Genomic DNA, 1,490 nt, shown 5'->3' with positions numbered 1-1,490 from the left:
GAGTAGGTCGGTGCCAAATCTTAAAGAAAGCCTGTAGCCATAAACTACAGGCTTTTCTTGTTTACAAATGATGCTAAAGTCCCCCGATCCCTGCAGGCCTTCATATACCTAAAACACTTCCAAAAAAGCAAATATTATCCCCGCAGGGGCACTTTGAGGCCGAATATTTATATGACCTTAAAAAGGGTGCCTTTTTAAGGCTGGATTGAAATTAAAGCATTCAATTCATGCCTGATTTTATATTGACCTTAAAAACACATATTTTTTAAGGTTAAATGTCTTTTTGTTATATTTGAATTATGAACTATCGCATTAACGCTGATCGGAATAAGCCATGGAACGATTTACCGGACCTACCTATAGATGCAGCGCTGTATGAAGATCTTGAGATTTACCGGCAACTTGGCAATGCAAAAGCAGCGCTTGGCCGCCTGCAGGGAAGGAGCATCGCGATACCCAATCAGGGACTACTGATTAATTCTATAAGTTTGCAGGAAGCTAAAGCTTCTAGTGCCATCGAAAATATATTCACCACAGATGATGAATTGTATAAAGCCTACAGTGAAGACCAGGGAAAACATATGGAAGGGCCTGCAAAAGAAATTCTGAATTACAGGGAAGCTTTGTGGCTTGGTTATCAGTATCTGCAGGGCGATCAGGTTTTTGATGCGCACTATTTTGTGAAAATGTATAGAGTAGTTAGTCAGTTTAATGATGGAATCAGGACTCCCGTTGCTCAGATCTATATTAAAGAGGGTGGAACTGGTCCAAATGCCGGAAAAGCATTTTATACACCGCCCAGAGGAAAAGGAATAATTGAAGGTAAATTAGATAACCTGATCGAATTTTTGAATGACGATGAACAGTATAAGTTAGACCCGCTGCTGAAAATGGCAATTGGTCATTTCCAATTTGAGGCCATTCATCCTTTCAGAGATGGAAACGGACGTACGGGAAGAATTTTTAATATCCATTACCTGACTAAAAAAGGCTTATTGGATTATCCTATTTTATTTCTAAGCAGCTATATCATGGAACATAAAGAAGAATATTATGCCGGACTAGCTGGAGTAACGCAAAGGGGGAGTTGGAAAAACTGGCTGTTGTATATATTGAAAGCAGTGGAGGTTACTTCGAACCTGACCTATAATAAGATCAATGATATTCTATTGGCTAAAGAAGCAATTCTTGATGCCATTATTGGAGATGGAAATATTTCAAGGCCGGAATCTATGGTTAATGCGTTGTTTACACAACCTTTTACGAGGGTTAAACATTTTACCAACTCTGGACTATACTCAGAAAACACAGCCAGGAAATATCTGGACCAGCTTTCAAATATGGGAATTCTCGAAAAAAGAATGATCCAGGGGGGCAGTTATTATCTGAACCTTGAGTTGTACAGGATACTTTCAGAGGGGTAATTCAGACTTGAAATTGATTTTTTTCAATTTTTTCTTCTTGTTATTTAGTGAGTTAAGTTTTTTATT

At 38.4% G+C, this 1,490-nt stretch carries 1 protein-coding gene; it reads left to right on the top strand.

The features are described 5' to 3' along the window. Positions 1 to 299 precede the first annotated feature (299 nt). Positions 300 to 1,424 carry a Fic family protein gene (locus tag B9A91_RS23920; protein WP_084241594.1) on the top strand — a complete coding sequence of 375 codons (1,125 nt, stop codon included), beginning with the start codon at positions 300 to 302 and terminating at the stop codon, positions 1,422 to 1,424. Positions 1,425 to 1,490 lie beyond the last annotated feature (66 nt).

This window comes from Pedobacter africanus (assembly GCF_900176535.1).
GTDB classification, from domain to species: Bacteria; Bacteroidota; Bacteroidia; order Sphingobacteriales; family Sphingobacteriaceae; genus Pedobacter; species Pedobacter africanus.
Note: the sequence above shows the minus strand (reverse complement) of the source record. Positions and strands in the feature narration are given on the sequence as shown.

What these genes read in the sequence shown, in the direction of transcription:
- B9A91_RS23920 (WP_084241594.1), top strand. Translation starts at nt 300, where the DNA reads ATGAACTATCGCATTAACGCTGATCGGAATAAGCCATGGAACGATTTA.